The sequence below is a fragment of the Aliiroseovarius sp. CAU 1755 genome (genome assembly GCF_054482655.1).
This window is the reverse complement of record NZ_JBTLRH010000003.1, coordinates 49,145-73,720: the sequence shown is the minus strand read 5'-3', so window position 1 is coordinate 73,720 and position 24,576 is coordinate 49,145. Positions and strand designations below refer to the sequence as shown.

Genomic DNA, 24,576 nt, shown 5'->3' with positions numbered 1-24,576 from the left:
TGCCCGCCGTCCGGTGCATAAGAAGCCAATGAGCGAGTCGTCCACTTATACCCCGCCCCCCTTGCCAGGAACTGACTGGCCCGTGATGCAACCCGGTTGGGTGTGGCTGTGCGGCGCCGGTCCCGGCGATCCCGGGCTTTTGACGATCCATGCGCTCAACGCGCTGTCCCAGGCCGATGTGATCGTGCATGACGCGCTGGTGGCACCCGAGATCTTGGCGTGGGCGCGTGCCGATGCTGAAGCGATCTATGCCGGCAAGCGCGGTGGCAAGCCCTCGGCCTTGCAGCGCGATATTTCCCTGCAACTGGTGGATTTGGCGCGCGCCGGCAAGAAGGTCCTGCGCCTGAAAGGTGGCGATCCCTTTGTATTCGGACGTGGTGGCGAAGAAGGTCAGACCCTTGTGCAGCATGGCGTTCCGATCCGCATTATTCCCGGCATCTCGGCCGGGATTGGCGGGCTGGCTTATGCGGGCGTTCCCGTCACCCACCGTGACGTCAACCAATCGGTGACCTTCGTGACGGGGCACGACCAGTCGGGCGAAACGCCCGGCACGCTGGATTGGGCCGCGATTGCGCGCGGATCACAGGTGATCGTGATCTATATGGGCATGAAGCATCTGGACCGCATCCGCACTGCGCTGGTCAAGGCGGGTCGCCCGAGTGATGAGCCGGTGGCGATCACTTCAAACGCGACGACGCCGCAGCAGCAGGTTTTGGAAACCACCCTTGGCAGCTGCGTCGAGGACGCCGCGCGCGACGGGATCGGCGCGCCTGCGATCATCTGCGTCGGTCGCGCCGTCCTGATGCGACAGGCCTTGGACTGGCAGGCGATGGCAGCCGGTCATGCGCCCCGCAACACCGACCCGCTGGGCCGTGGGCGCCCGGCCGAGGATCGGTGATGCCCGCCGCCGCGCGAAACGGTCAGCGCGGGCTTATCCTATCCGCGCCGTCGTCAGGCAGCGGCAAGACCACCCTGACCTTGGGCCTTTTGCGGGCGCTGTCACGCCGCGGTGTGGATGTCAGCGGTGCAAAATCCGGCCCCGACTACATTGACCCGCGTTTTCACGCCGCCGCCTGTGGGCGCGACTGTCCAAATCTAGACGCGTGGGCGATGAAACCCGCACGGATCGACGCTTTGGCCGCGTCTGGCGCGGACCTGTTACTGATCGAAGGCGCGATGGGGCTGTTTGACGGTGCACCGCCACACGGGCGCGGGGCCACGGCCGAACTGGCCCGCCAGTTGGGTCTGCCCGTGGTGTTGGTCATCGACTGCGCGCGGTTGGCGCACTCTGTCGCGCCGCTTGTCTACGGGTTTGCGTCACACGACCCTGACGTCCGCGTCGCGGGTGTGATCCTGAACAATGTCGGCAGCCCGCGCCACGAGGCGATGCTGCGCGCCGCACTGCACCCAAGCAATATTGCGATATTGGGCGCGGTTCATCGCCAAACGGGCATGGCGCATCCCTCGCGCCATCTGGGCTTGGTGCAGGCGGGTGAACATCCGGATTTGCAGTCCTATCTCGACCGTGTGGCCGATGCTGTGGAGGCTGCGCTTGATCTGGAGGCGCTGGTGGCGCTGGCGGAACCGATCACGGCGCGCGCAGAGGCCATGGCGCGTCTGGCGGCACCGGGCAAGCGGATCGCCATCGCGTCAGACCGGGCCTTTGCCTTTGCCTACCCACATATACTGGCTGATTGGCAGGCAGACGGCGCGGCCATCCTGCCCTTCTCGCCGCTGGCCGACGAAGCCCCGGCGCGCGACGCCGACTTCATCTTCCTGCCCGGTGGCTATCCCGAGTTGCACGCCGCCACGCTGGCCGCAGCACAGACGTTCAAGGCCGGACTGCGCGCCGCCACCTGCCCGATCTATGGCGAGTGCGGGGGGTATATGGTGCTGGGCCGCGCGATCACCGACAAGGACGGAGATCGCCACGAGATGTTGGGGCTGCTCGACCTTGAAACCAGCTTCGCGGCGCGCAAGTTGCATCTTGGCTACCGGACCCTTCACGCGACCCACGGCCCCTTCCCCGGCGCATGGGCTGCGCATGAGTTCCACTATGCGACCACCCTGCGGGCCAATGGCCAAGCGCTGTTCGATGCGAGGGATGCGGAATGCACCGCCTTGCCCCCTATGGGTCTGGTGAACGGCCAAGTCTCAGGCAGCTTTGCGCATCTGATCGACCGCGCCTAGACGGCAGCGGTCAATTGCCGCGTCGCGGCTGGTTTTTCCATCTGGTCAAATCCGCGCCCCGCAGATACCCATATGCGCATGAGTGACGCGATCCAGACCCCAGGCGACGACGCCCGCGCCAAGCGCAATGTGACCATCCTTGTGCTGGCGCAGGCTTTTCTGGGCGCGCAGATGCCTATGATTTTCACCATGGCAGGGCTGGCCGGGCAATCGCTGGCGTCGAACCCCTGCTGGGCGACGCTGCCAATTTCGCTGATGGTCGGCGGCTCGATGTTCTTCGCCAATCCTGTATCTTGGGTCATGCAGACCTATGGCCGCCGTGTGGGCTTTTGGCTTGGCACGTTGGGCGGCACGCTGGGCGCCGCGATCAGCGCCTATGCCCTGACCCAAGCCGATTTCGGTATCTTCCTTCTCGGGTCGTTCCTGATGGGGCTATATCAATCCTCGCAAGGGTTCTTTCGGTTTGCGGCGGCCGACACGGCTTCGGCCGCGTTCCGACCCAAAGCGATTTCTTATGTCATGGCGGGCGGTCTGGCCTCGGCGGTCATTGGACCTCAGCTGTTCAACGCCACAAACGACGCGATGGTCGTGCCCTTTCTTGGGGCTTATCTGACCATCATCGCGATCAACATTCTGGGCTCGTTCCTATTTTTGGGGCTGGACATCCCCAAGCCGCCAAAGCCGCATGTGGATGACCCCAAAGGCCGCACAAGACGCGAGCTTTTGCGCGACCCTGTCATCGCCGTTGCGATCATCTGCGGGATGGTATCCTACGCATTGATGAACCTTGTCATGACCTCGACCCCGCTGGCCGTCGTCGGCTGTGGGTTTGAAACCGATATGGCGGGAAATGTCGTCACCGCACACGTGCTGGCGATGTTCGTGCCCAGCTTTTTCACCGGCCACCTGATCGCCCGCTTCGGCACCCGCAAGGTGATCGCAACCGGGCTGGCCATTCTTGGGCTGGCGGGCGTCGTCGCGCTGCAAGGCGTCGAGCTTGAGAACTTCTTCATCGCGCTGATCCTGCTGGGCGTCGGCTGGAACTTCGGGTTCATCGGCGCAACCACCATGCTGGCAGGTGCCCATGCCCCGGAAGAGCGTGGCCGCGTGCAGGGCATGAACGATATGATCGTGTTTGGCTGCGTGACCATCGCGTCGCTGGCCTCGGGCGGGTTGATGAACTGCTCAGGCGGATCGACGGTCGAGGGCTGGAACGCGGTCAACATCGCCATGGTGCCGTTTTTGGCGCTGGCGGGCGCGTCGCTGATCTGGCTGATGCTGCGCCCACAGGACGATTTGGCCTGATTGGACGCGCTCGGCGCGTCTGCATCAACTGCCCGTCGCACATCACCTCTTTTTTACAAAAATGTGTCACCGACCGCTTGGCACCAGCTTGCCCAGCGACATTTTGGCATGCCGGACGCTTTGGCTTGAAATCCTTGTGACGGGTCATTAGTTATAAGCCTATAACTAACCTTGCGAGGCCGCCATGCCCAACCAATCCACACCCGTTCGCTGGATCAAACCGATCGCTGTTGTTGCGTTGGTGTTTGGTCTTCTGACCCTCTTTTCCGGCGGCAACGTGCTGTTTGGCCCGGACGAAGCGCGCGCCTCCGCCGGGCAATATGTCGGTTTCGTGGTCTGGTTCAACTTCCTCGCAGGCGGCATTTACGTGCTGGCAGCCATCGGCCTGTGGCTTGGCAAGTCCTGGGCCCCCAGATTGGCCGCACTGATCGCCATTGCTACGGCAGTGGTCGGACTGGGCTTCGCATTCGTCGTCTTGCGCGGCAGCCCGTTTGAGATGCGCACGGTCGGCGCCCTGACCCTCAGATTTGCCTTCTGGGCCGCGATTGCCTTGATCACCACCCGACGCTCTGCCCCAGCATGAGCGCGCGCAAATCCACAGACGATCGCAAGACCGAGATCCTGGACGTGACCCTTGATCTGGCCTTCAGGGTCGGGCCGGACCATGTGACGACCGGCATGATTGCAACGCAACTTGGGCTGACCCAACCGGCGATCTACAAGCACTTTCCCAAGAAAGAAGATATCTGGCGGGCCGCGACCGACCGGCTTTGTGCCCTGATCCGCGACAATATCGACCGAACCGCCCAAGCAAACCTGCCCCCGACCCACGCCTTGCGTCGCCTGATACTTGGGCATCTGAAATTGGTCTGCGACACCCCCGCACTGCCCGAAATCATGGTGACGCGCGACCCGTCCGGCAATCTGACCCAAACCCGCCGCCTCATTCTGGAAGCGATGACAGAATTTCGTGCAACGCTTGCGCAATATCTTTCGAACGCCCAACAGACCGGACAACTTCGCCCCGATCTGCGAAGCGAAGATGGCGTGACGCTGCTGATCGGGATCGTGCAAAGCCTGGTGCTGCGCCTGATCGTAACCCGCGACACCGCAACGCTTGTGCCAGACGGCGAACGCCTGCTTGACCTGCAACTGACGCTCTTCGAACGCCAAGGAAAAGACATATGAAAACCGGCTTCAAACTGGCTCTGATCACCCTTCCCATCGCGGCCATTGGCGCGGGCATTCTGGCCTATGTCGTATCGACAAGCCCACCACCCGAACGCAGCACGCTGGCCGAACGCAGCGCCGCGGTGCGGGTGATCCCTGCTGACAGCAGATCACTTGTGCCAACCCTGACCGGGTTCGGGCTTGTGACCCCGCAACGCACGTTCGACGCAATCGCAGAGGTCGGCGGGCGCGTCGAATATGTCAATCCGGGGCTCCGCGGCGGGCAGATCCTGCCCGCAGGCGCCGTGCTTCTGCGCGTATCGCCTACGGATTTCAACCTCGCCATTGCACAGGCCAAGGCCAACATTCGCGCCGCCGAAGCCCGTCTGGCCGAACTGGACGTGTCCGAACAGAACCAGCGCGACGCCCTGGAGATTGAACGCGAGGCGCTGGAGGTAAAAGCATCCGATCTGGCCCGCGCCGAGGCGCTGTTCAAAGCAGGCACCATGTCGAAAGGCGCACGCGACCAGTCCCGTGCCGCCCATCTGGCGCAACGCCAGAAGGTGCAGGGGATTGAAAGCACGCTGGCCTTGTTCCCAACCCAGCGCACCGTTCAGACCGAACAGATCGCCGTTTACCAGGCAACGCTTGCCACCGCGCAACTGAACCTTGAGCGCAGTGAATTGACGTTGCCATTTGCGGCCCGCGTCGCCGCCTATTCCGTCGAGGTCGGGCAGTTTCTGAAAACCGGGCAAACAGCCGCAAGTCTGGACGGGATCGAGCGCGCCGAGGTCGTGGTGCAGGTGTCTCTGGACGATTTCGGCCGTCTGGTGCGGCTTGGTCGCAGCACAGCGCCGACAATGCCGATCGAACCAACCCAGATGACCGAAGCTCTTCACGCCCTTGGACTGACGGCTCAGGTCCGGTTGCGGCTGGGCGAGCAAACCGAAACCTGGCCGGCCACGGTTGACCGGATCAGCGACGGGATCGACCTACGGTCAGGTACGGTCGGTGTGGTTGTGGTGGTGGAAAACGCCTATGGGCAAAGCGGCCAAGGCAATCGCCCGCCCCTGACCAAAGGCATGTTCGTCGATGTGGTGCTCAGCAGCGCGCCAGTTTCGGGTCTTGTCTTGCCACGCAGCGCGCTGCGTGACGGCAGTCTCTATGTCGCTGACAGTGACAACCGGCTGCGTATGGTCGCAGCCACACCTCGGTTTGAACAAGGCGAGATCGCGCTTTTTGCCAGCGACACGCTTGCACAGGGCACGCATGTTTTGCTGACCCCGCCAAACCCGGTGATCGAGGGACAATTGCTTGATCCGCATGTGGATGAAGGTCTGATGCCGCAGCTTTTGGCCAAGGACGCAGCTCAATGATCAGGTTTTTCGCAGGTCACCCGACCATCGCCAACCTCCTGATGATCCTGTTCCTTGCAGCGGGGCTGTTTGTCAGCCCGACCTTGCTGCGCGAAACCTTCCCGCGTGCCAATCTCAGCGAGGTTGAGATCAGCGTCCCCTATCCCGGCGCCCGCCCCGAAGAGGTGGAAACCGCGATTTGCGAGCGGATCGAAAGCGCTCTTGATGGGGTGACGGGTCTTGAGAAACACGCGTGCGAGGCGCGCGAAAACGCGGCGCTTGCGGTCGTCAAAATGCGCGAGGGCGACAATTTTCAAACCTTCGTCGCCGATGTGAAGACGGAAGTTGACGCCATCTCGGATTTTCCAGAACGCGCCGAGGCGGCCACCGTCAGACCGTTGGGGCGCACCGATTTCGTCGCCTCGGTCGCGTTGACCGGTCCGCGCACGCGCACGGATCTGAACGACTATGCCGAATACATACGCACCGGTATGCTGCGCTGGGGCGGCATTCCGAAAGTTGACATTCGTGGCTTTGCCACCCGCGAGTTCCAGATCGACCTCCGCCCGTCAGAGCTTCAGAAATTCGGCATTTCCGTCGCTGACGTTGCACGCACGGTGCAGGCAAACAGCCTTGATCTGCCAGCGGGCAACATAGAGGCGGCAACCGAAACACTGCTGGTGCGTGTCGCCGAAGAGCGGCGCGATAGCCGTGCGCTGGAAGCCCTGATCGTGCGGTCCTCGGCGCAGGGGGGACAGGTGCGGTTGGGCGACATCGCAGACATTTCCGAAGGGTTCGCCTCTGATGACGATGTGATCTTGTTCGACGGCAAACCCGCCGCCATCCTTGATATCACCAAGACCCGCGCCGAAGACAGCCTGCGCACAATGGACGCGCTGCAGGGGTTTCTTGACGCCGAACGCGCACAGGCGCCCCCCGGTGTGACGCTTGAAATTACCGCTGACGGCGTGTCGGTGGTGCGCGACCGGCTTACACTGGTGGTGGTCAACGGCCTGCAAGGTCTGGCTCTGGTGTTTATGGTCCTGTGGCTGTTTTTCGGCTTTCGGTTTTCGTTCTGGGTGGCGATGGGACTACCGGTGTCCTTCATGGGCGGCGTCGCCCTGATGGGGCTTGTCGGCTATTCGCTGAACCTGATGACGACGCTGGGCTTGTTGATCGTGATCGGGCTGTTGATGGACGACGCCATCGTTATCGCGGAAAACATCGCCCGGTTGCGCGAAAAAGGGCGCAGTGCGCTGGACGCCGCGGTCGAAGGCGCAAGGCAGGTGTTTCCCAACGTCTTTGCCTCGTTCGGGACAACCGCGATGATTTTCGGCTCGCTTGCCTTTCTTGCCGGTGATCTGGGTGCTGTGTTGCGCGTGGTGCCTGTGGTGATGCTGTTCGTTCTTATGGTGTCGCTGGTCGAGGCGTTCCTGATCCTGCCCCACCACCTGATCCACAGCCTTGAGGTCGCCAACCACGACAAGGGGCTGCGCGCGCGTGTCGAACACGCCGTCGATTGGACGCGCGAACGCCTTGTCGGGCCGCTGGTCGATCTGACGATCCGTTGGCGATATGCGGTGGCAGGGCTAAGTCTTGCGGTGCTGTTGACCTCGGTCAGCATGCTGGCGGGAGGCTACTTGAAATTCACCGCCTTTCCCGAATTGGACGGCGACACGATTGTCGCGCGCGTTCTGCTGCCGCAAGGCACGCCGCTGTCGCGCACCGACCAGATCGTCGCCCAGCTTGAGGCCGGTCTGGACGAGGTCAATGCCACCCTGACGCCCGAGCAACCCAACGAGGCCACTCTGATCCGCCATGTCAGCGTTTTTCACGGTTTGAACCGGGATGCCTTCGAGACCGGCGCCCATGTGGTCACCCTGAGCGTCGATCTTCTGCCCTCGGCCAAACGCGTCAGCACACCGGACGAGATCATGGCGCTGTGGCGCGACACCGTCGGTCCCGTGGCCGATGTGATCAGCCTGAAATACGCCGAAAGCACGATCGGCCCCGCCGGGATCGCCATCGATTTGCGCTTGAAGGGCGACGATCTGGCAGCCCTCAAGGCGGCGTCGATCGAGTTGCAGGATTGGCTGTGGCAGTATGAGGGCGTCACCTCGATCCTTGATGACCTGCGACCGGGCAAACGTGAATTGCGCGTGACGCTCAGGGACAGCGCAGGCCCGATGGGGATCACCGCGGCGATGGTCGCAGACCAGTTGCGCGCCGCCTATATCGGCACCACAATCAGCGAAATGCAGGTCGCCGGAAGCCTGATCGAGGTCACCGCGCAATTTGGCAAGGATGATCGCGGCGACCGGTCCATCTTCGACAACTTCTCGGTCACCCGGAGCGATGGCAGCTATGTGCCCCTGGATATCGTCGCCAAGGTCGAGATCGGTCAGGGCTACAACCGCATCAACCACGAAAACGGGGTGCGCACGGTCACCGTTCAGGGGTCGATTGACACCCGCACCGCGAATGCGAACGCCATCGTCGGCGACACCCTGACGCGCTTTGTGCCAGAGCTTCTGGCGCGCCATCCCGGCGTCACACTTGATGTCGAGGGTCAGAATGCCGAGGCCGGTAAAACCCAGCAATCCATGCTGAAAGGGTTCGTCATCGGGCTATTGGGCGTGTTCTTGCTGCTCAGCTTCCTGTTTCGCTCGTATCTGGAGCCGATCGTGGTGATGTTGGTGATCCCTCTGTCCCTGCCCGGTGCGATCTTCGGCCACATGGCGATGGGGCTCGACTTTTCGATGCCCAGCATGTTGGGCTTTGTCGCGCTGGCGGGGGTCGTGGTCAACAACTCGATCTTGCTTGTCGATTTTGTCAAACACGAACATGTCGAGGCGGCAAATGTGTCGCAAGCCGCTGCGCGCGCTGCACGGGCGCGGTTCAGGGCGATCTTTCTGACCACCACGACGACGACGGCGGGTCTGTTGCCGATCCTGACGGAAACCAGCCTGCAGGCGCAGATCCTGATCCCGCTGGTGGCCAGCCTGGTGTTCGGGCTGCTGTCAGCCAGCGTGGTGGTGCTGTTTGTGCTGCCGGCGATCTATGCCATTTTGGATGACCTCGGCCTGACCACGCTGTCCAAAGCCTGACGGTCAGGTTCTTTGGGGTTTGGGCCGGGTCGTCGCTTGACGACACATCGCGTGGGCGGATCAGAAGAACGACCGCTTTGGTCAGGTCAGGTCAGGTCATGACAGGTCAGGCCTGATCGACCCGCCCCTTTCGACCACCACGCCGCTTGGGCTGGGGTAGCTCTTGTCGGGCGTCGCGCAGCACGGTGGTCATCGGGTGCGCAGGTTGAGCCGTTTCGTAGTGGTCCAGCAACAGCGTGATCCGTTCGGACTGCGGCATGGCATGGTCATCAAACAAGGCCCAGTCCAGAAAGATCGACCGGCATTCCTCTATCCTGATCCCGTCGATCAGATAGCTGTCCTTGATCAGACCGCGCGGGTCGATGTCTTTGATGAGATCGCTCATCGCGGCTCCTTGGGTGCCGACGCGATCGGGTTACCCCGGTGGTGCGGCCAGCACCTCTTCGATGGCTTGGGCGGCGGCCCTTGCCTTTTTCTCCAAATCCTCAACCAGCGCCGCCTCACTTTCGGCACCGGTCTCTCGCAAGAGCAAGTCCTGCCCGCCCTTCCCCAGCGCGTCAAGGTCCAACGGACCCTCTGACAGTAGTTTAGAGACCGCCTGAAGGCGCCACATCAGGTCATGGCTGTCGGCCAACGCGCGGCCTTGGGCGTCGGAAAACCAGCCGATCGCGATGCCTTGTGCAATCTGGTCGCGCGGCGCGCGGGCCGTTTCACGCGACAAAAGGGCAGCGGCCTGCGCGACCAGTTCAACGTCCTGGAGATGTCCGACGCCCAGCTTGGCATCCAGAGCCCCGCCCCCGTGGCCCTTGGCCTGTGCGATCCGGTCGCGCATCTCTTTCACATCGGCGACCACCGTGGGAGGGTCACGGTCAAACGCCAAAACCTCGGCGCGCGCGGCGTCATAGGAAGCGGCCACAGCGTCGGGTCCGGCAACCACCCGTGCACGGGTCAACGCAAGATGCTCCCATGTCCAGGCCTCGTCGCGCTGATAGGCACTGAAACTGCTTATCGACGTCGCCACCGGCCCTTGCCGTCCGGACGGGCGCAGGCGCATGTCGACCTCGTAAAGCCGCCCTTCCGCCATTGGTGCGGACAGAGCGGTCAGAAACGCCTGCGTCAGACGGGCATAATAGGCCCGCGTAGCCAGCGGACGACGCCCGTCAGACATGTCTTCGTCCTTGGGATCATAGATCACGATCAAATCCAGATCCGATGTCGCCGTCAAACTGCGCGCGCCCAATGACCCCATTCCCACAATCACAGCGCCCGCCCCCGGCGGCGGGCCATGCTTGAGCCCAAAGTTGTCGATCACCACGGGCCAAAGCGCCCGGATGACCGCATCGGCAAGGTCGGTATACTGGGTGCCGGCCTCGCGCGCGGTGATCAGTCCGCGCAGCAAATGCACGCCAATGCGAAAATGCCATTCCTTCATCCAGCGCCGCGCCATATCAAGGCGCGCCTCATAGTCGGTCGCTTTTTGCAAACGGGTCTCCAGCTGGCGTTCCAACGCCTCGGCGCTTGGCCAATCTTCGAAAAAACCGCCCCCGATGACAGCATCAAGCACTTGTGCATTGTTGCCCAGATACGCCGCCAGCGCCGGCGCGGTGGCCGCGATGTCCACGATCAGGTCCACAAGGGGGGGATTGGCTTCGAACAGGGAAAACAGCTGCACACCGGCGGGCAGGCGTGACAGAAACCCGTCGAAATGGATCAATGCGTCATGCGGGCGTGGGGCTTCGGCCAGACGCGCAAGCAAGTCGGGCTTCAGGCGTTTGAAGATTTCAACCGCGCGCGCTGATCGCAGGCAGGGATAGGTTTCCCAACGGCGCACGATCTCGGCTTCGTTTTCGTCCAGGTCGGGCACAGCCGAGGACGCGTCATCCGGCGCAAAGAAGCTTTCCGTCACCTCATGAACCTCGGACAAGGCGTCGCGCAGGCGGGCGCGCAAGCTGTCGGTGTCGCCTTCGCCCATCATCCGCGCCAGCCGGTCAAATTCCCCGTCCGTTGCAGGCAGTTTGTGCGTCTGCGCGTCGCGCATCATCTGCACCCGGTGTTCAACCTCGCGGTGGGACCGGTAATGGCCGGTCAGAATCTGCGCCACGCGCTCAGGAATCCAGTCGCGCGCGGCCAGTGCGGCCAGCCCCTGCACGGTTTCGCGCATCCGCAGGCTTTCGTCGCGCCCGCCCGCGATGATCTGGCGGGTCTGGGTGAAGAACTCGATCTCGCGGATGCCACCCTGCCCCAGCTTCATGTCATGGCCTTCCAGCGCCAACGCGCCATGCAAGCCTTTGTGCTTGCGAATACGCAAGCGCATGTCATGGGCGTCCTGAATGGCGGCGAAGTCCAGATGCTTGCGCCAGATAAACGGGCGGAGCCGCTCAAGATAGGCCGCGCCGGCGGCAAGGTCGCCGCCACAGGGGCGCGCCTTGATATGCGCGGCGCGTTCCCATGTGCGACCGAGGCTTTCATAATACCGCTCTGCGGCCTCCATCGAGACACAGACGGGCGTCACAGCCGGGTCGGGGCGCAGACGCAGATCGGTGCGAAAAACATAGCCATCGGCGGTCAGCTCGGACAGCATCGCGCTCATCTTGCGGGTGGCGCGAACGTGGCTGGCGCGGGCGTCGTGGAAGTCATCGCGGTCGAACTGGCTGTCGTCAAACAGCATGATCAGGTCGATATCCGAGCTGTAGTTCAGCTCGTGCGCGCCCATCTTGCCCATCGCCAGCGCGACCATGCCCCCGGCGCTGGCAATGTCGTCTTCCGTCTTGCCGGGCAGCTTGCCGCGTCGGATTTCCTGACCGACCTGAAACTGCATCGCTTTGGTGGTGGCGGTGTCGGCCAGATCGGTCAAGGCACCGGTCACCTGCTCCAGCGCATAGACACCGGCAAGGTCTGCCAGCCCGGTCAGCAAGGCCACCCGCTGCTTGGCAATGCGAAGTGCGGCGCGCAGGGCGCTGTCGGTATCACCTGCGATGCCGTTCAGAACCTCGGTGATGGCGTGTTCCGGGGGGCCTGACAAAGCCAGCCGCAACCAGTCGGACTGGTGTTCCATCAGTGATTTCAGATAGGGCGCGCAGCCCGCCGCCCCGGCCAGAAGCTCTCTGATCTCGGGGGGCTGATCAGCGAAGGCAGTATCAATTTCCGTCGCCGGATCGGCCTCGTAGGGGATCGGGCAGCGGGTGATACGGGCAGAGAAGGTCTGGTGCGTCATGGATGCAAATTGCGCCGCCGCGCGGGATGGGTCAACCGGGGATCGACGAATGCGACAAAGGTGCAAAACTGGCGGGCAAAGCTGGCTTGCACCGCCATCACAGTTTGTTACCGTGACCCGCAACGCAGGAGCCGCCAAATGTCCAAAAGTCTGAAACGCGTGCGCGCGGCGCTGGAGACCGCCGGGATCGACAGCGAAATACGCGAGATGAGTGAGGGCACCCGCACCGCAGCGGACGCGGCGCGCGCGGTGGGGTGCGCCATCGATCAGATCGCAAAATCGATCATTTTTCGCGGCACGCAGAGCGGCCACGTGGTGCTGTTCCTGACTGCAGGCGGCCACCAGGTGGATACGGACAAAGCCTCGGATCTGGCTGGCGAGGCGCTTGGCAAGGCCGATGCGGCCCTTGTGCGGGCCGAGACCGGGTTTGCCATTGGCGGCGTGTCCCCGGTGGGTCTGATCAGCCCGGTGCGGGCGTTCTTCGATCCGCGTTTGCTGGAGTTTGACACCGTCTGGGCCGCTGCAGGCACCCCGCGCCACGTCTTTTCCGCCGCGCCCCGCGCCCTGATCAGCGCATGCGGCGCGCTGCCCGGTTCCTTCACCTAAGCGTCAGGCGAAGCAGACAGCGTCACCAGCAACTTGGCCAACGAAGCGCGCTCGTCTTTGGTCAGCGGGGCCAGGAACGCATCATTCACGTCGCTGACGGTCGCAAACAGCTTTGGCATCAGGTCAGACCCGGATTGGGTCAGAAAAACCCGATGGGATCGGCGCGACTGGGCATCTTTTCGACGCTCGACCAGCCCGGCTTCTTCAAGAAAATCCAGCGCACGGGTGATCGCGTAGTTCGGCATCGATATCCCCTCGCCCAACTGGGTCTGGGTTACGTTGTCGCGTTCCGCCAATGTCATAAGGATCACAAAATGATCGATCTTCAGCCCATGTGCTGCAAGCCTGGCGCTCATGTCACGCTCGACCACGCAGGCCAGCCGTTGAAAGTGCCAGCCAGCGCTTGTGAGCCGCGTGGCTTTTGCGCGTTTTGAAAGAGGCGTGTCCTTGGTCATCTGGAAAACCATAGACAACAACTATTGCATTCGCAAATGTTAATGTTGCCAATGTTGCAATTGCAACTATAATGGGCGCGACTCTTTACACATCGGAGACCCTCATGACACGTTACCACCCCCTGCTCGTCGCCCTGCACTGGGGACTGGCCGCAATGATTGCCGGCGCACTGATCATGGGCGGTCAGGAGCTGGCTGCACTGCCCAATGACAGCCCCGACAAACTGTTCAGCCTGCGCGCGCATATGACAGTCGGACTGGTGATTGGTGCGCTGATGGTTCTACGCCTCGTGACGCGGCTCAGAACACAGCACCCGCCAAAGGCAGACACCGGGAACGCGCTGTTGAACACGGGCGGTCGTGGGGCCCATTGGGCGCTTTACGGCTTGGTTTTGCTCATGGTTGCCAGCGGCATCGGCATTTCGATCACCGCAGGCCTGCCCGACATCGTGTTCGGCGGATCAGGCGCCCCCCTGCCCGAAACCTTCAACGATCTGGCCCCGCGCAAGGCGCACGGGATCCTGTCCAAGCTGCTTGCACTGACCATTCTTGCGCATGTCGCAGGCTGGGCCTATCACCAGTTCGCCCTCAAGGACGGTCTGATCAGCCGGATGTGGTTCGGCAAACGGAGCGAGTGATGTCCCGCAAGTTTGTTGATTTTCTGAATGAGGTCGCCGGCATCATGTATGTCGGCGGCATCCTGTCTCACATTATCATCGGGGCAGCCATCGGCGCGACAGATGGCGGGACCGCAACTGTCATCTACGAATACAAGCTGATCAGCGCGTATATACTAATCCTACCCGGGTTAGCGATGAAACTTATGTGCGACATTGCGTTGTTTACTTATTGGAACGAACGCGGGCGCTGGATGATCGTCAAACTGCTTTGCCAAGCCTTCCTTGCCGTGAACGCTTTCGTCTTCCTCGTTCCTATGATGCCTAAGTTGCTGGCTCTTGCCGAGGCTGGAGACCCATCAGGACCCGTAAGTGAGGCATTCCACGCGTTAGAAGCAAAAGAAGCCTTAGTGGGCATGTCCAATGTCATTCCGCTGGTCACTGAAATCTTCATGGGAGCCTTTAAGCCCAGGCTAGGACAGCGCTCAAACACTGCTGGTTTGGCCGCATAAGTCCGATTTTGTAGCGGGGGACATACATTGTGAATTAGGGCCGCAGAAATTTCTGCGGCCTTTTTTCGTTACTAAACAGTATCTTATGAACATAATGTAAAATACTTTCACATTATCCCTTGATGCCGACCACGAAATCCCCACATCTTAATCATGTGAAAGGCATTCACATTACTTAACTCAACGATTGGAGACCACCATGAACACCGCCGCTCAAACCGATTACACCGCCGCACCGCGTGGCTGGTTTTCGCGAAGCGAAACTTGGCTGGATGAGCGCGGCAAAGGCGCGTGGATCGCCGCCATGGTCATCGGCTTCATTCTCTTCTGGCCCATCGGTCTGGCCCTTCTTGCCTATATGATCTGGAGCAAACGCATGTTTTCGAAATCCTGCCGCCACCGCACCTCGACTGAAACCGCTCCGTGGAATGATGCGCGTTTCGCACGTCGCCATGGCTTTTCCAGCTCAGGCAACACAGCGTTCGACGCCTATAAAGCGGAAACCCTGCGCCGCCTGATGAGCGAACAGGAAGCCTTCGAGGCCTTCTTGGAACGCCTGCGCGCAGCCAAAGACAAGTCCGAGTTTGACGAGTTCATGGATGAACGCGCAAACGTAGCCCGGTCAGCGCGTGAAGCCGCCCAAGCCGAGTTCGACGACACTGCAATGGACGCAGACATTGATGCGGACGACATCGAAGTGCTTGACGAACCCAAACGCGGCAAGAAAAAGCCATCGTAAGCTAGGGATTGACTGTTCACTTTGTCATCCTGCAGACCCGGCCCCATATAACAGGGCCGGGTCCTTCCACCTGAACGACCTTTCACAACAGGAGCCGCCATGCCGGACGATCCGCACAGCTTTCACGACAACGGGCAGACGCACGCGCCCTATTGGGGACTTCCCGACCCGGTCACGCAGGCCGAGTTTTACCAGGATGTGACCCTAAAGCGCCTGCTGGCTTGGGTGATCGACGTGGTGATGATCGTGGCAATCTGCCTGTTGATCAGCCTCCTGACCCTTGGCATCGGCTTTTTCTTGTGGGGCCTGATCTATCTGGCGGTTGGATTTGTCTACCGGGTAACGACGCTGACGCGTGCCTCGGCGACCCTTGGTATGCGGCTGATCGCGATTGAGCTTCGCACCCATCGCGGAGAGCATTTTGACCGACAAACAGCGGTTCTGCACACGCTGGCCTATTTGGTGGCCATGTCCACCTTCGTGCTGCAGATCTTTTCGATCGTGATGATGTTCACCACGCCGCGCGGTCAAGGACTGGGTGACATGGTGCTGGGCACGGCGGCGGTGAACCGCGCCGCGGGCCACTAGCCACCAGGCTGATCGTCCGGGTGCGCCGGGTCGTGCACTGGCCATTTACCCTGTGATCAAGCAGGACTTGCCCGCTTCAACCGACCGCGCTAACCTTCTCTGGACTGGTCAAATTTGAAGGTGTCATGCGCCATACACTACCCCTTGCCCCTCAGTTTTATGTCACTGCGCCGCAGGATTGCCCGTATCTGGATGGCCGGATGGAACGCAAGCTTTTCACCGCGTTGCAGGGCGAGCATGCTACCAAGCTGAACGACAGCCTATCCAAGCAAGGGTTCCGCCGGTCTCAAAACGTGCTTTATCGTCCGTCTTGCGCCGATTGCTCTGCCTGTCTGTCCGCACGAATTCGCGTGGCGGATTTCACCCCTACCAAAGGTCAGCGGCGCACCGTTCGGCGCAATGCCGATCTGGAACGACGCGCCCGCGCGCCATGGGCCAGCGAAGACCAATACGAGCTGTTCCGCCACTATCTGGACACCCGCCATGCTGATGGCGGCATGGCGGATATGGATGTGTTCGAATTTGCCGCAATGATCGAGGAAACACCGATCAAAAGTCGCGTCATCGAATATGCTGAACGCGGGCGCGACCAAACCCCCGGCGACGAGGCCACGGGGCCGTTGCGGGCGGTCTGCCTGACGGATGTTTTGGATGATGGGTTGTCGATGGTGTATTCCTTCTACGACCCTGACCGGACCAAGACCTCGCTTGGCACTTACATGATCCTCGATCACATCCAGATCGCGCGCGAGGCGGGGTTGCCCTATGTCTACTTGGGCTATTGGGTGCCGGGAAGTCCGAAGATGGACTACAAATCCAAGTTTTCCGCGCTTGAAATCTATCGCGCTGGTAACTGGACACCGCTGCACGGAAACGAAGATTACTCGGCCGAGCTGCACCCGCTGTCCACCGATCCGATCGCAGAACAGGTTGCAGGGATCACCCTGCCGGACACGGTCGGCCCAAACACCACCTGAGACAACGATGATTTGCATGGCCGCGGTCTGATGCAGCCTTGGCTGAGACGCACAGGCGTCGGGCTGCCCGTTGGCGGAGCCAGGCGACCGAGACCGCGCAACAGTCGCAAAACTCGCCTTCGCTTTCCGATAATTGCGCCGCTCAAGCCAAATGCTGCACGAAAATTTCAAAAAAAGCGCCCCTGCGACACTTTATTCACCCATTTCGCGGTTGACGCCCTTTGCCCCCCCTCATAATGTCCCGCGCACGTAGTCAAGAAGCCCGCTTGGGCAAGGCATAGGAAAAGTTGCAATGGGCAGCGTCCTCGTACTTGTAGAAATATGGCGCATGGGCCGGTAACGGAACCCTTTAGGTCCCCCATGCGCCCCCGTAAAACCGGGGGCTTTTTTGTGAATACCGCACGTGGAACGGAGAGAGAGAAATGACGCGTCAGATAACCGGAGCGAAAATGGTGGTTCAAGCCCTGAAGGATCAGGGTGTGGACACGGTATTCGGCTATCCAGGGGGTGCCGTCCTTCCGATCTATGACGAGATATTCCAGCAAAATGATATTCGCCACATTCTTGTGCGCCACGAACAAGGGGCTGTGCACGCGGCCGAAGGCTATGCGCGTTCGACCGGCAAACCCGGCGTCGTTCTGGTAACCTCGGGCCCCGGTGCGACAAACGCGGTGACCGGGCTGACCGATGCGTTGCTGGATTCGATCCCGCTTGTGGTGCTGACCGGACAGGTGCCGACCTTCATGATCGGCACGGACGGGTTTCAAGAGGCGGACACTGTCGGCATCACCCGCCCTTGCACCAAACACAACTGGCTGGTGAAAGAGACAGACAAGCTGGCGGAAACGATCCATCAGGCGTTTCACGTCGCAACCTCGGGTCGCCCAGGGCCAACGCTTGTCGATATCCCGAAGGATGTGCAGTTCGCCACCGGCACTTATACACCGCCCGCGAAGGCCGAAACCGGTCACTACGCGCCCCGTCTGCGTGGCGACACAGAGGCGATCACCGCGTTGGTCGAAGCCATGGAGACCGCGAAACGTCCGATCTTCTATACCGGCGGCGGCGTGATCAACTCGGGCCCGGAGGCCTGCCAGCTTCTGCGCGAACTTGTTGCCGCGACGGGCTTTCCCATCACCTCGACCCTGATGGGTCTGGGGGCCTATCCCGCGTCAGGCGAACATTGGCTGGGCATGTTGGGCATGCACGGGCTTTATGAAGCCAACATGGCGATGCATGATTGCGACCTGATGATCTGCGTCGGCGCACGTTTTGATGACCGGATCACCGGGCGGATGGATGCGTTCAGCCCCGGATCGAAAAAGGCGCATATCGACATTGATCCCAGCTCGGTCAACAAGGTGATCCATGTGGACATTCCGATCATCGGCGATGTCGGGCATGTGCTTGAAGACATGTTAAAAATCTGGAAGGCGCGCGGCCGCAAAACCAATGGCGAGGCGCTGGCCGGATGGACCCAACAGATTGCAGACTGGCGCGCGCGCAACTGCCTGTCCTACCGCAACTCGGACGAGATCATCCAGCCACAATACGCTTTGGAACGGCTGGAGGCGCTGACCAAAGGGGCGGATCGCTATGTCGCAACCGAAGTTGGCCAGCACCAGATGTGGGCGGCTCAATTTCTTGGCTTCGAGGAACCGAACCGCTGGCTGACATCGGGTGGCCTGGGAACCATGGGCTATGGTCTGCCCGCCTCTCTGGGCGCGCAAATTGCCCATCCCGACGCCGTGGTCATCAACGTGGCCGGCGACGCCAGCTGGCTGATGAACATGCAGGAAATGGGCACCGCCGTTCAGTTCCGCGCGCCCATCAAGCAGTTCATCCTGAACAACGAACGCCTGGGTATGGTGCGCCAGTGGCAAGAGCTGTTGCACGGCGAACGCTATAGCCAAAGCTGGTCGGAAAGCCTGCCTGATTTCGTGAAGCTGGCCGAGGCATTTGGCTGTAAAGGTCGACAAGTGTCGGACCCGGCCGAGCTGGACGACGCCATTCAGGAAATGCTGGATTATGACGGCCCGTTTATTCTGGATGTGCTTGTCGAAAAGCACGCGAACTGCTTCCCGATGATCCCGTCGGGCGAACCGCACAACAAGATGCTTCTGGGCGAAGCCGAGACGCAGGGCGTCATCGGTGCCTCGGGCGCGACGCTGGTATAAGGAGGGCTGAGACATGTCTGCACTGAAGATCAAAAAAGGCTCGTCACGCAAATCGGCTTATGACCTGCGCGATCCCAACTCCGACGTGGTGGAAAGCCATACACTGGCCTGCGTCGTGGACAACGAAGCAGGCGTTCTGGCCCGCGTTATCGGTCTTTTCGCCGGTCGCGGCTATAACATCGAAAGCCTGACCGTGGCCGAAGTTGACCACAAGGGCCATCTGTCGCGGATCACCATCGTGACCACCGGCACACCCGCAGTGATCGAACAAATCAAGGCGCAACTGGGCCGCATCGTGCCCGTGCATGAAGTGCATGACCTGACCGTCGAAGGCCGTTCGGTCGAACGCGAGCTTGCCTTGTTCAAAGTCGAGGGCTCTGGCGACAAACGGGTCGAGGCCTTGCGCCTGGCCGACATTTTCCGCGCCAATGTCGTCGATAGCACGCTGGACAGTTTTGTCTTTGAAATCACCGGGACAACCGAAAAAATTGATGCGTTTGCTGACCTGATGCGCCCGTTGGGCCTGATCGAGGTTGCGCGCACCGGCGTTGCGGCCTTGTCGCGTGGCGCTCTGGTCTGATCACCGCGCCTCCGTCCAGAAAATTTGTGCCCGCCTCGGAAACGTGGCGGGCGCATTTCGTTCAAAGTCGCGTCAGGCCACGACGCGAAGGCGCGACCGTTCCGGCGCGGGCTCATAGCTGGCCAGCACCTGCCCCGGATCGACCGTCCCCGGCAACACGGCAATCGCGTCGATGCGCTGCACGGTCCGAAAGCCGTTTCTTTCCTCAAGCTCAAAGCGGATCTGCGTTCCACGATGAAAATTGATGACTGGCCCCGCCGTTTCAACCTCGGGTCCGATATAGGCAAGCGGCCCCTGATCTTCGCACCAGACCAAGCCAACGCTCTTTTCGGCGTTATACCACAGGATTATCCCCAACATGCGCGTCTCCATTCTTTGGAGTTATTCTAGAAGCAGGTTGCGGCAGAAACAGGGCAAATATCAATTTTAAGCGCCGCTGCATGGCGTCATTGCGCAGCTTTTCCGACGCTAAGGCGCGTCAAATCGATCGGATTCAGCGCATTATTTGCCCCAACGTCAATTTGATCATTTTCGTTAGGAATCAGTGCGATACATAAAGGTATCTATGTATTTGAATGCGGAGAGGCGCAAGATCACCCCAAACCCGCCAAGCCAAAAAGAATGGGGCGCCCGAAGGCACCCCAGTTTCGCTGATAAGGCTCGTGATTGATACTGCCCGATTTGTTTTTTACCTGCGGCCCTATCCGCGTCAGGGGGCGAGCGCACCCGCCCCGTGTCATGTCGGGTGGGCGGCATAACCGCCCTACCCCTATTTCGCCGATTGCCACCCCTTGGGAAAAGCGGCAACCAGCGGAAGATCTTAGCTGCAGCCCGTGGTCGAGCCGCAGGTGTTGCACTTCATGCAAGTGCCGTTACGCACCAATGTGTAGTTGCCACATTCGCCGCAAGGGTCACCCTCGTAGCCTTGCATCTTGGCTTTGGTGCGCGCGTCGATCTTGTTGATCGTGCCCGCCGAAATCGCTGTCTCGCTGACCAGCGTTTCGGTCACGGTCGTCGTCACGCCCGACGTTTCCGGAACCAATGTGTTCAGAACACCCACCGGATCAGTGCCGGTCAGCATGGTTTCTTCCGCGCCGGCCCCGCCCTGCAAGACCATCAGCTCTTGCGGCATGCGCTTGCGCAGATATCCGGTCGAGCTGATTTGCTTCAACACTTCCAAGGACTTGGTGGCGGCGGTTTCCGTCATTTCCTGAACGTTGGCGACGCCTTCTTCCTGACCACGGCCCAGATCGTCGAAGGCAGCGCCCTCAGGCTTCACATGCGCCAGATCGGTGCGGTCCAGGTAGGACACGGCCAGTTCGCGGAAGATGTAATCCAGGATCGAGGTCGCGTTCTTGATTGAATCGTTGCCCTGCACCATGCCCGCCGGTTCAAACTTGGTGAAGGTGAAGGCGTCGACGAATTCCTCAAGCGGCACGCCGTATTGCAGGCCGACCGACACCGCGATGGCGAAGTTGTTCATCATCGCGCGGAAGCCAGCCCCTTCCTTGTGCATGTCGATGAAGATCTCGCCCAGATTGCCGTCTTCGTATTCGCCGGTGCGCAGGTAAACCTTGTGCCCGCCAACGATGGCTTTCTGGGTGTAGCCCTTGCGACGTTCGGGCAGCTTTTCACGGCCACGCGCCACTTCCTTGATCACGATTTTCTCGATGATCTTCTCGGCCAGTGTCACGGCTTTATCGTGGGTCGAACCCGATGCGAGGATCTCTTCGGCTTCTTCGTCATCTTCGACCAGTGCCGCAGCCAGCGGCTGGCTGAGTTTCGAGCCATCGCGATAGAGCGCGTTCGCCTTGATCCCCAACGACCAGCTCAGCTCATACGCCTTCTGACAGTCTTCAATCGTCGCGTCGTTCGCCATGTTGATGGTTTTCGAGATTGCGCCGGAAATGAAGCTCTGCGCCGCCGCCATCATATAGATATGGCTGTCAACATTCAGGAAACGCTTGCCTTTTTTGCCGCACGGGTTGGCGCAGTCGAACACGCTGTAATGCTCTTCCTTCAGGTGTGGCGCGCCTTCCAACGTCATCGTGCCGCACACATGGTCGTTGGCCGCGTCGATGTCCTTGCGGGTGAAACCAAGGTGGCTGAGCAGGCTGAAATCGGGGTTGTTCAGCTTCTCGGTCGGGATGCCCAGCACGTTGGTGCAGAACTCTTCGCCCAGCGTCCACTGGTTGAACACGAAACGGATGTCGAACGCCGACGGCAGTGCCGCCTCGATCTTGTCGATCTCGTTTTGGCCAAAGCCGTGCCCGATCAGGGTCGTGTGGTTGATCCCCGGCGCGTTGCCGATGGTGCCGTGACCGACGGCGTAGCTGATGATCTCTTCAATCTCGGACGAGGCATAGCCAAGCTTTTCAAGGGCTGCGGGAACCGACCGGTTGATGATCTTGAAATACCCACCGCCGGCCAATTTCTTGAACTTCACCAGCGCGAAGTCAGGTTCGATCCCCGTGGTGTCACAATCCATCACCAGTCCGATGGTGCCGGTTGGCGCAATCACAGACACTTGCGCGTTGCGGTAGCCGTGCTTTTCACCCAGCGCCAGCGCTTCGTCCCACGCGCCCATGGCCAGATCGACCAGCTTGGCATCGGGGCAGTTTTTCTGGTCCAGCGGCAAAGGTTTGATCGCCAGATCCTCATAGCCGTCTTTCGCGCCGTAAGCGGCGGTGCGGTGGTTGCGAATGACGCGCAGCATGTGGTCCTTGTTGCGCTCGAACCCTTCAAACGCGCCCAACTCGCTCGCCATTTCGGCAGAGGTCGCATAGGATACGCCCGACAGGATCGCGGTCAGCGCCCCGCACATCGCGCGGCCCTCGGGCGAGTCGTAACCAAAGCCCATGTTCATCAGCAGACCGCCGATATTGGCATAGCCCAGACCCAACGTGCGGAAGACATAGCTGCGCTCAGCGATCTCTTTCGACGGGAACTGCGCCATCATCACCGAGATTTCCAGCGTGATCGTCCATAGGCGGGTCGCGTGCATGTAGTCTTCGGCTTGAAACACGCCATCCTTCAGGAAGGTCAGCAGGTTCATCGACGCAAGGTTACAGGCGGTGTCGTCCAGAAACATATATTCCGAGCACGGGTTCGAGCCGCGGATCGCGCCATCTTCCGGGCAGGTGTGCCATGCATTAACCGTATCGTGATACTGGATGCCGGGATCAGCACAGGCCCATGCCGCGTGACCGATCTGGTCCCACAGATCGCGCGCCTTGATGGTCTTGGCGACCGAGCCGTCGGTGCGGCGGATCAGTTCCCAGTCGGCGTCGGCCTCAACAGCTTTCAGATAAGCGTCAGTGACGCGCACCGAGTTGTTCGAGTTCTGGCCCGATACAGTTGCGTAGGCTTCGCTGTCCCAGTCGGTGTCATAGGTCGGGAACTCGATCGAGCCATAGCCTTGCTTGGCGTAATCCAGCACGCGCTTAACGTAAACTTCGGGGATTGCGACTTTTTTCGCGGCCCGAATGACGCCTTTCAGGGTCTCGTTCACCTTGGGATCATAGGCGTCTTCCTCGGCCCCGTCCCATGCGCGGATGGCGGCAAAGATGTGGTTCAGATGCTCTTCGTGCATCTTCGAGCCCGCGACCAACGAGGCCACTTTCTGCTCTTCCTTGACCTTCCAGTTGATGTATTCCTCGATATCCGGGTGGTCGCTGTCCACGATCACCATCTTGGCCGCACGGCGCGTGGTGCCGCCCGACTTGATCGCGCCAGCAGCACGGTCACCAATCTTCAAGAACCCCATCAGGCCGGACGACTTACCGCCACCGGACAGATTCTCGTTGGCCGCCCGCAAGGACGAGAAGTTGGTGCCGGTGCCCGAGCCGTATTTGAACAAACGTGCCTCGCGGACCCACAGATCCATTATGCCGCCGTCACCCACCAGATCATCGCCAACAGACTGGATGAAGCAGGCGTGGGGCTGCGGATGCTCATAGCTCGACTTGGATTTGGTCAGCTTGCGGGTCTTGTGATCGACGTAATAGTGACCTTGAGCGGGGCCATCGATGCCGTAGGCCCAATGCAGGCCGGTGTTGAACCACTGGGGCGAGTTCGGGGCCGCGCGTTGGCTGGCCAGCATGTGGCGCATTTCGTCGAAATAGGCTTTGGCGTCGGCCTCGGTGGTGAAATAACCACCCTTCCAACCCCAATAGGTCCACGCACCCGCCAGACGATCAAACACTTGCTTGGCCGAGGTCTCGCCGCCGAAGCGGTCTTCTTTGGAAAGGTCTGCGAGCGCCTTGTCGTCGGGAACCGAGCGCCACAGGAATTCAGGAACACCCTTTTCTTTCACGCGCTTCAGGGCAGCAGGCACACCGGCTTTGCGGAAATATTTCTGCGCGATCACGTCCGAGGCGACTTGGCTCCAGGCAGATGGGACTTCGCAATCGTCCAGTTTGAACACGATGGTCCCATCTGGGTTTCGAATTTCCGAAGATGTGGTGATGAAATCCAGATCGGAATAAGCGTCTTTGCCTGCCTTGGTAAACTTACGTTCAATCTTCATGTGCCCCGTCTGTCCTTCATGCGCTGTGGCGGCTCGCGTCTTGGCGCGGGTCCACCTTGATCAATACCTTCTGCGCTGATCACAAAGGACCGGAAACAAAGAAAACCCCTCCCCTCCGAGACGTGAAAACACCGCTTCGGACCAAAGTGACCTATTGGGTCATGTCAAATTTGTTTCACTGTCCCGCAACAACCTGCCGCCACTATATGTTGTGGCTTGATGACCAGCGCCCACAAGTTGGCGTAGAGACACCTATCAGGTCAACGAAAAATTATGGGATATCCACAACTCTTTTCCATTGACCTGAGGGGCATGTTCATTCTGCAAGAAAGTGGCGTTTGATTCCCCCGCGCCGACAACCCCTGCGTGTATTGAGTTTTTTCTATTTATGGGGCTGGTTTATCTGACAAAGGCAAGGTGGCGCCTGAATAGCATCAAGGTCGCAAAACACCGCGC

20 protein-coding genes are annotated in these 24,576 nt (G+C 60.7%); 15 read left to right on the top strand and 5 right to left on the bottom strand.

Annotated elements, in window-relative coordinates; translation table 11 throughout:
• The first annotated feature begins 28 nt into the window (after window positions 1–28).
• The 7 genes from cobA to ACXYMP_RS12225 all read left to right on the top strand — a co-directional run bounded on the left by cobA (window position 29) and on the right by ACXYMP_RS12225 (window position 9,127).
• Window positions 29–898, top strand: a complete 870-nt coding sequence (cobA, locus tag ACXYMP_RS12255) for a uroporphyrinogen-III C-methyltransferase (protein ID WP_458906635.1) — start codon at window positions 29–31, stop codon at window positions 896–898.
• The gene (locus ACXYMP_RS12250) at window positions 898–2,190 is read left to right on the top strand and encodes a cobyrinate a,c-diamide synthase (protein WP_458906633.1); all 1,293 of its coding nucleotides are present in this window, start codon (window positions 898–900) and stop codon (window positions 2,188–2,190) included. The genes cobA and ACXYMP_RS12250 overlap by 1 nt, the downstream gene beginning before the upstream one ends.
• A gap of 78 nt (window positions 2,191–2,268) precedes the next feature.
• Entirely contained in the window at window positions 2,269–3,495 is a 1,227-nt protein-coding gene (locus ACXYMP_RS12245; RefSeq protein WP_458906631.1) for an MFS transporter, read from the top strand.
• Window positions 3,496–3,679: 184 nt separating this feature from the next.
• Window positions 3,680–4,078, top strand: coding sequence for a hypothetical protein (locus ACXYMP_RS12240; protein ID WP_458906629.1), 399 nt, complete (start codon window positions 3,680–3,682; stop codon window positions 4,076–4,078).
• Window positions 4,075–4,683 carry a TetR/AcrR family transcriptional regulator gene (locus tag ACXYMP_RS12235; protein ID WP_298571137.1) on the top strand — a complete coding sequence of 203 codons (609 nt, stop codon included), beginning with the start codon at window positions 4,075–4,077 and terminating at the stop codon, window positions 4,681–4,683. The genes ACXYMP_RS12240 and ACXYMP_RS12235 overlap by 4 nt, the downstream gene beginning before the upstream one ends.
• Entirely contained in the window at window positions 4,680–6,041 is a 1,362-nt protein-coding gene (locus ACXYMP_RS12230) for an efflux RND transporter periplasmic adaptor subunit (RefSeq protein ID WP_458906626.1), read from the top strand. The genes ACXYMP_RS12235 and ACXYMP_RS12230 overlap by 4 nt, the downstream gene beginning before the upstream one ends.
• Window positions 6,038–9,127, top strand: coding sequence for an efflux RND transporter permease subunit (locus ACXYMP_RS12225; protein WP_298571141.1), 3,090 nt, complete (start codon window positions 6,038–6,040; stop codon window positions 9,125–9,127). Before ACXYMP_RS12230 ends, ACXYMP_RS12225 begins: the two co-directional genes overlap by 4 nt.
• Before the next feature lie 106 nt (window positions 9,128–9,233).
• Here ACXYMP_RS12225 and ACXYMP_RS12220 read toward each other — a convergent pair whose 3' ends face one another.
• On the bottom strand, window positions 9,234–9,512 hold the full coding sequence (locus ACXYMP_RS12220; RefSeq protein ID WP_458906624.1) for a hypothetical protein: 279 nt from the start codon (window positions 9,510–9,512) through the stop codon (window positions 9,234–9,236).
• 30 nt (window positions 9,513–9,542) lie between these two features.
• The gene (locus ACXYMP_RS12215) at window positions 9,543–12,341 is read right to left on the bottom strand and encodes a [protein-PII] uridylyltransferase family protein (protein WP_458906622.1); all 2,799 of its coding nucleotides are present in this window, start codon (window positions 12,339–12,341) and stop codon (window positions 9,543–9,545) included.
• Between the two features lie 138 nt (window positions 12,342–12,479).
• Between ACXYMP_RS12215 and ACXYMP_RS12210 the strand changes: the two genes are divergently transcribed.
• The gene (locus ACXYMP_RS12210) at window positions 12,480–12,947 is read left to right on the top strand and encodes a YbaK/EbsC family protein (protein ID WP_298571146.1); all 468 of its coding nucleotides are present in this window, start codon (window positions 12,480–12,482) and stop codon (window positions 12,945–12,947) included.
• Here ACXYMP_RS12210 and ACXYMP_RS12205 read toward each other — a convergent pair.
• Window positions 12,944–13,414, bottom strand: coding sequence for a MarR family winged helix-turn-helix transcriptional regulator (locus ACXYMP_RS12205; RefSeq protein WP_458906619.1), 471 nt, complete (start codon window positions 13,412–13,414; stop codon window positions 12,944–12,946). The genes ACXYMP_RS12210 and ACXYMP_RS12205 overlap by 4 nt on opposite strands.
• A gap of 92 nt (window positions 13,415–13,506) precedes the next feature.
• Between ACXYMP_RS12205 and ACXYMP_RS12200 the strand changes: the two genes are divergently transcribed.
• The 7 genes from ACXYMP_RS12200 to ilvN all read left to right on the top strand — a co-directional run bounded on the left by ACXYMP_RS12200 (window position 13,507) and on the right by ilvN (window position 19,592).
• The gene (locus ACXYMP_RS12200) at window positions 13,507–14,040 is read left to right on the top strand and encodes a cytochrome b (RefSeq protein ID WP_458906617.1); all 534 of its coding nucleotides are present in this window, start codon (window positions 13,507–13,509) and stop codon (window positions 14,038–14,040) included.
• A complete protein-coding gene (locus ACXYMP_RS12195) occupies window positions 14,040–14,531 on the top strand; it encodes an enoyl-CoA hydratase (RefSeq protein WP_458906615.1) in 492 nt (163 codons plus the stop codon). Before ACXYMP_RS12200 ends, ACXYMP_RS12195 begins: the two co-directional genes overlap by 1 nt.
• A gap of 199 nt (window positions 14,532–14,730) precedes the next feature.
• The gene (locus ACXYMP_RS12190; RefSeq protein WP_458906613.1) at window positions 14,731–15,270 is read left to right on the top strand and encodes a DUF2852 domain-containing protein; all 540 of its coding nucleotides are present in this window, start codon (window positions 14,731–14,733) and stop codon (window positions 15,268–15,270) included.
• A 99-nt stretch (window positions 15,271–15,369) separates the two neighbouring features.
• On the top strand, window positions 15,370–15,858 hold the full coding sequence (locus ACXYMP_RS12185; protein WP_458906611.1) for an RDD family protein: 489 nt from the start codon (window positions 15,370–15,372) through the stop codon (window positions 15,856–15,858).
• A 125-nt stretch (window positions 15,859–15,983) separates the two neighbouring features.
• A complete protein-coding gene (locus tag ACXYMP_RS12180; RefSeq protein WP_298571152.1) occupies window positions 15,984–16,835 on the top strand; it encodes an arginyltransferase in 852 nt (283 codons plus the stop codon).
• Between the two features lie 422 nt (window positions 16,836–17,257).
• Window positions 17,258–19,012 (top strand): acetolactate synthase 3 large subunit, encoded by a 1,755-nt coding sequence (locus ACXYMP_RS12175; protein WP_298571153.1) that lies wholly within the window; start codon window positions 17,258–17,260, stop codon window positions 19,010–19,012.
• A 13-nt stretch (window positions 19,013–19,025) separates the two neighbouring features.
• The gene (ilvN, locus tag ACXYMP_RS12170; RefSeq protein ID WP_298571154.1) at window positions 19,026–19,592 is read left to right on the top strand and encodes an acetolactate synthase small subunit; all 567 of its coding nucleotides are present in this window, start codon (window positions 19,026–19,028) and stop codon (window positions 19,590–19,592) included.
• A gap of 72 nt (window positions 19,593–19,664) precedes the next feature.
• Here the strand turns inward: ilvN and ACXYMP_RS12165 are convergent, their stop codons facing one another.
• Window positions 19,665–19,952: a hypothetical protein gene (locus tag ACXYMP_RS12165; RefSeq protein ID WP_298571155.1), complete on the bottom strand. Its 288-nt coding sequence runs from the start codon at window positions 19,950–19,952 to the stop codon at window positions 19,665–19,667.
• A gap of 460 nt (window positions 19,953–20,412) precedes the next feature.
• Window positions 20,413–24,120 carry a vitamin B12-dependent ribonucleotide reductase gene (locus ACXYMP_RS12160; protein WP_458906607.1) on the bottom strand — a complete coding sequence of 1,236 codons (3,708 nt, stop codon included), beginning with the start codon at window positions 24,118–24,120 and terminating at the stop codon, window positions 20,413–20,415.
• Window positions 24,121–24,576: the final 456 nt, after the last annotated feature.

Coding starts and splice junctions, on each gene's coding strand:
- cobA (WP_458906635.1), top strand. CDS start 29: ATGAGCGAGTCGTCCACTTATACCCCGCCCCCCTTGCCAGGAACTGAC.
- ACXYMP_RS12250 (WP_458906633.1), top strand. CDS start 898: ATGCCCGCCGCCGCGCGAAACGGTCAGCGCGGGCTTATCCTATCCGCG.
- ACXYMP_RS12245 (WP_458906631.1), top strand. CDS start 2,269: ATGAGTGACGCGATCCAGACCCCAGGCGACGACGCCCGCGCCAAGCGC.
- ACXYMP_RS12240 (WP_458906629.1), top strand. CDS start 3,680: ATGCCCAACCAATCCACACCCGTTCGCTGGATCAAACCGATCGCTGTT.
- ACXYMP_RS12235 (WP_298571137.1), top strand. CDS start 4,075: ATGAGCGCGCGCAAATCCACAGACGATCGCAAGACCGAGATCCTGGAC.
- ACXYMP_RS12230 (WP_458906626.1), top strand. CDS start 4,680: ATGAAAACCGGCTTCAAACTGGCTCTGATCACCCTTCCCATCGCGGCC.
- ACXYMP_RS12225 (WP_298571141.1), top strand. CDS start 6,038: ATGATCAGGTTTTTCGCAGGTCACCCGACCATCGCCAACCTCCTGATG.
- ACXYMP_RS12220 (WP_458906624.1), bottom strand. CDS start 9,512: ATGAGCGATCTCATCAAAGACATCGACCCGCGCGGTCTGATCAAGGAC.
- ACXYMP_RS12215 (WP_458906622.1), bottom strand. CDS start 12,341: ATGACGCACCAGACCTTCTCTGCCCGTATCACCCGCTGCCCGATCCCC.
- ACXYMP_RS12210 (WP_298571146.1), top strand. CDS start 12,480: ATGTCCAAAAGTCTGAAACGCGTGCGCGCGGCGCTGGAGACCGCCGGG.
- ACXYMP_RS12205 (WP_458906619.1), bottom strand. CDS start 13,414: ATGGTTTTCCAGATGACCAAGGACACGCCTCTTTCAAAACGCGCAAAA.
- ACXYMP_RS12200 (WP_458906617.1), top strand. CDS start 13,507: ATGACACGTTACCACCCCCTGCTCGTCGCCCTGCACTGGGGACTGGCC.
- ACXYMP_RS12195 (WP_458906615.1), top strand. CDS start 14,040: ATGTCCCGCAAGTTTGTTGATTTTCTGAATGAGGTCGCCGGCATCATG.
- ACXYMP_RS12190 (WP_458906613.1), top strand. CDS start 14,731: ATGAACACCGCCGCTCAAACCGATTACACCGCCGCACCGCGTGGCTGG.
- ACXYMP_RS12185 (WP_458906611.1), top strand. CDS start 15,370: ATGCCGGACGATCCGCACAGCTTTCACGACAACGGGCAGACGCACGCG.
- ACXYMP_RS12180 (WP_298571152.1), top strand. CDS start 15,984: ATGCGCCATACACTACCCCTTGCCCCTCAGTTTTATGTCACTGCGCCG.
- ACXYMP_RS12175 (WP_298571153.1), top strand. CDS start 17,258: ATGACGCGTCAGATAACCGGAGCGAAAATGGTGGTTCAAGCCCTGAAG.
- ilvN (WP_298571154.1), top strand. CDS start 19,026: ATGTCTGCACTGAAGATCAAAAAAGGCTCGTCACGCAAATCGGCTTAT.
- ACXYMP_RS12165 (WP_298571155.1), bottom strand. CDS start 19,952: ATGTTGGGGATAATCCTGTGGTATAACGCCGAAAAGAGCGTTGGCTTG.
- ACXYMP_RS12160 (WP_458906607.1), bottom strand. CDS start 24,120: ATGAAGATTGAACGTAAGTTTACCAAGGCAGGCAAAGACGCTTATTCC.